The sequence below is a fragment of the Burkholderia sp. Cy-637 genome, assembly GCF_011753175.1.
Classification (GTDB): Bacteria; Pseudomonadota; Gammaproteobacteria; order Burkholderiales; family Burkholderiaceae; genus Burkholderia; species Burkholderia gladioli.
In genome coordinates, this window is the sequence record NZ_VWWC01000319.1 from 1 (window position 1) to 3,352 (window position 3,352).

A 3,352-nucleotide genomic window follows, 5' to 3' on the forward strand; every position below is an offset into this window, starting at 1 on the left:
GCGGCGCCTGGCGGCCGCCATCGGCCGCGGCCCAGCCCTGCCAGCGAAAGGCCACCAGCCCGAGGCCATCGGCGCTGCGCACCTGGGCGCGCGCCGGGCGGCCGGCCTGGGCCTCGGGCCCGGATGAAGAGGCTGTCGCGTTCATCGGCGGTGTCTCCGTTAATCGTTCTGGGTTGCCGAGGATCATAGTCGCGCCGCGACCGGCCTGCGCGAGAACGCACCTCTAATTTCGCCTGGTTATGAAAGCAGCGAAATCGATTATTAAGGGAAATGAGGCGCTTGCGTTAAAATGCGCGGCTATTCCCGGATATGACGGCGGCCGCCGGCGATGCCCGACACGATCGGCTTCGCAGCTTCCGCCGTTTTGTTTACATGATCGAAATTCGCAACCTGTCGCAGCGATTCGCCGGGCCGCAAGGCTGGGTCGAGGCGCTGCACGACGTCAACCTGACGATTCCCCGCGGCGAGGTGTTCGGCATCATCGGCCGCAGCGGTGCCGGCAAGAGCACGCTGGTGCGCACCATCAACCTGCTCACGCGCCCCAGCGAGGGCAACGTGGTGGTGGACGGCCGCGACCTGACCGCGTTGTCGGCGGCCGATCTGCGCGCCGCGCGCCGCGACATCGGCATGATCTTCCAGCATTTCAACCTGCTGTCCTCGCGCACCGTCTACGAGAACGTGGCCCTGCCGCTCGAGCTGGCCGGCGTGAAGCGCGCGGAGATCGAGGCGACCGTGCTGCCCCTGCTGGAGCTGGTGGGGCTGACGGCGCAGAAGGATCGCTACCCGGCCCAGATCAGCGGCGGCCAGAAGCAGCGCGTGGGCATCGCGCGGGCACTGGCCAGCAAGCCCAAGGTGCTGCTGTCGGACGAGGCGACCTCGGCGCTCGACCCGGAAACGACGCGCGCGATCCTCGACCTGCTGCGCAGGATCAACCGTGAACTGGGTCTCACCATCGTGCTGATCACGCACCAGATGGAGGTGATCAAGCAGGTCTGCGATCGCGTGGCGGTGCTCGATGCCGGCCGCGTGGTCGAGGCCGGGCCGGTGATCGAGGTCTTCATGCAGCCGCACCACGAGGTCACGCGCGCGCTGATCGGCGACGTGATCGCGCAGGAGTTGCCGCCGGCGCTGAAGGCGCGCGTCGCCGAGCGCCTGAAGAGCGGCCGCGGCCACCTGCTGCGCCTGGCCTTCACCGGCAGCGGCGTGGACCAGCCGATCCTGTCGGAGACGATCCGCCGCTACGAGCTGGACTTCAACATCCTGCATGGCCAGATCGACGAGATCCAGGGCCAGGCCTTCGGCTCGCTGGCGGTGCTGGCGGGCGGCGAGCCCGGCAAGGTCGGCGAGGCGCTCGCGTATTTGCGCGAGCAGGGCGTGGTGGTCGAGGAGTTGTCGCATGTTGAGTGAAATGCTGGATATGTTCGTGCAGTCGTTCTGGGAGACGCTGATCATGGTCGGCATCTCCGGCGTGGTCGGCGCGCTGGTCGGGCTGCCGCTCGGCGTGCTGCTGTACCTGACCGATCGCCAGGGCGTGCTGCAGAACCTCGGCGTCAATCGCGCGCTGGGCGGGCTGGTCAACGCGGTGCGCTCGACCCCCTTCATCATCCTGCTGGTGGCGGTGATTCCGTTCACGCGCCTGATCGTCGGTTCGTCGATCGGCACCGCCGCCGCCGTGGTGCCCCTGACGCTGGCCTCGGCGCCGTTCATCGCGCGGCTGGTCGAGACCGCGCTGCGCGAGGTCGACCGCGGGCTGATCGAGGCCGCGCTGGCGATGGGCGCCACCACCCGCCAGATCGTGTTCAAGGTGCTGCTGCCCGAAGCCTGGCCCGGCATCGTGGCGGGGCTGACCATCACCTTCGTGTCGCTGGTCGGCTACTCGGCGATGGCCGGCGCGATCGGCGGCGGCGGGCTCGGCGATCTCGGCATCCGCTATGGCTACCAGCGCTACGAGCCCGAGGTGATGTGGACCGTGGTGGTGATCCTGATCGTGTTCGTGCAGATCGTGCAGTCGTTCGGCGACTGGCTGGTGCGTCGGCTCAGTCATCGCTGAACCAGCGTTGAAGCCCTGGCCGGCGGTCGACGCCGCTATGGCTGATTCCCCGTCGGGCCCTCGCGCGGCCTGTCGCCCTTGCCGACCGGATCGCCTGGCTTGATGCCGGGGATCCTCATCACGGAGCCTGTCCCGATGCAAAGACGCAAGCTTGTCGCCGGCGCGCTGCTGGCTGCCGCCGTGCTCGGTTTCGGTGCCGCGCGCGCGGCGGCCGAGACGATCCGCGTCGGCGTGACGGCCGGCCCGCATGCGCAGGTGATGGAGGCGGTGAAGAAGGTGGCCGCCGCGCAGGGGCTCGAGATCCGCATCGTCGAGTTCTCCGACTACGTGCAGCCCAATGCGGCGCTGGCGGCGGGCGACCTCGACGCGAACAGCTACCAGCACGCGCCGTATCTGGCCGCGCAGGTCAAGGATCGCGGCTACCGGATCGTGCGCGTGGCCGATACCGTGACCTTCCCGATGGGCATCTATTCGAAGCGGATTGCGTCGCTGTCGGCGCTGCCCAAGGGCGCCCGGATCGCGATTCCGAACGATCCCACCAATGGCGGGCGGGCTCTGCTGCTGTTGCAGAAGCAGGGCGTGATCAAGCTGCGCGACGGCGCCGGGCTGGCCGCGACGCGTTTCGATATCGTCGGCAATCCGTCCGGCGTGAAGATCGTCGAACTGGATGCGGCGCAGATCCCGCGCTCGCTGGCCGATGTCGACGCGGCCGTGATCAACACCAATTTCGCCATGGAAGCGGGCCTGCAGCCCAGGCGCGACGCGATCGCGATCGAGAGCGCGGACGGCCCTTACGTGAACATCCTGGCGGTGCGCGAGGCGGATCGGGGCAAGCCCTGGGTCGCCAAGCTGGTGGCCGCCTACCGCTCGCCCGAGGTGAAGCGCTATCTGGAAGGCAAATTCGGCGGCGCGGTGATCGCGTCGTGGTGACCGGCGCGCGGTGGAGCATCGTGCGTGCCGGCGATTAGAGGCGGGGGTCCAAAACCCGGGCTTGGCGTCCGGGTTTTTTCTCCCTTAAAATAGAACGATCGTTCGCTATTGCCGGCGTGTCGCCGAATGCCGTTATCCTCGTCGGTCGAGGGGCCGCGAGGCCCGGGTTGCCGCCTCGAAGGTGGGCGACACTATAAAATGGCCGTCGGTCGTATTCGTAACTTTGGAGCGTGTGCATGAAAATCCTGGTGCCGGTAAAGAGAGTGGTCGACTACAACGTGAAGGTTCGCGTGAAGTCGGACGGAACGGGCGTCGATATCGCGAACGTGAAGATGTCGATGAACCCGTTCGATGAGATCGCGGTGGAAGAGG

3 protein-coding genes and 1 pseudogene are annotated in these 3,352 nt (G+C 67.5%); all 4 read left to right on the forward strand.

The features are described 5' to 3' along the window. The first annotated feature begins 372 nt into the window (after window positions 1–372). Complete coding sequence (locus tag F3J10_RS34955; protein ID WP_166916969.1) at window positions 373–1,407, forward strand: methionine ABC transporter ATP-binding protein; 1,035 nt, start codon at window positions 373–375, stop codon at window positions 1,405–1,407. Beyond that, window positions 1,397–2,050 carry a methionine ABC transporter permease gene (locus F3J10_RS34960; RefSeq protein WP_013697012.1) on the forward strand — a complete coding sequence of 218 codons (654 nt, stop codon included), beginning with the start codon at window positions 1,397–1,399 and terminating at the stop codon, window positions 2,048–2,050. Before F3J10_RS34955 ends, F3J10_RS34960 begins: the two co-directional genes overlap by 11 nt. A gap of 135 nt (window positions 2,051–2,185) precedes the next feature. Further along, entirely contained in the window at window positions 2,186–2,980 is a 795-nt protein-coding gene (locus F3J10_RS34965; protein WP_017921465.1) for a MetQ/NlpA family ABC transporter substrate-binding protein, read from the forward strand. Window positions 2,981–3,216: 236 nt separating this feature from the next. Then, window positions 3,217–3,352, forward strand: a pseudogene (locus F3J10_RS34970) (electron transfer flavoprotein subunit beta/FixA family protein); the annotation flags it as partial.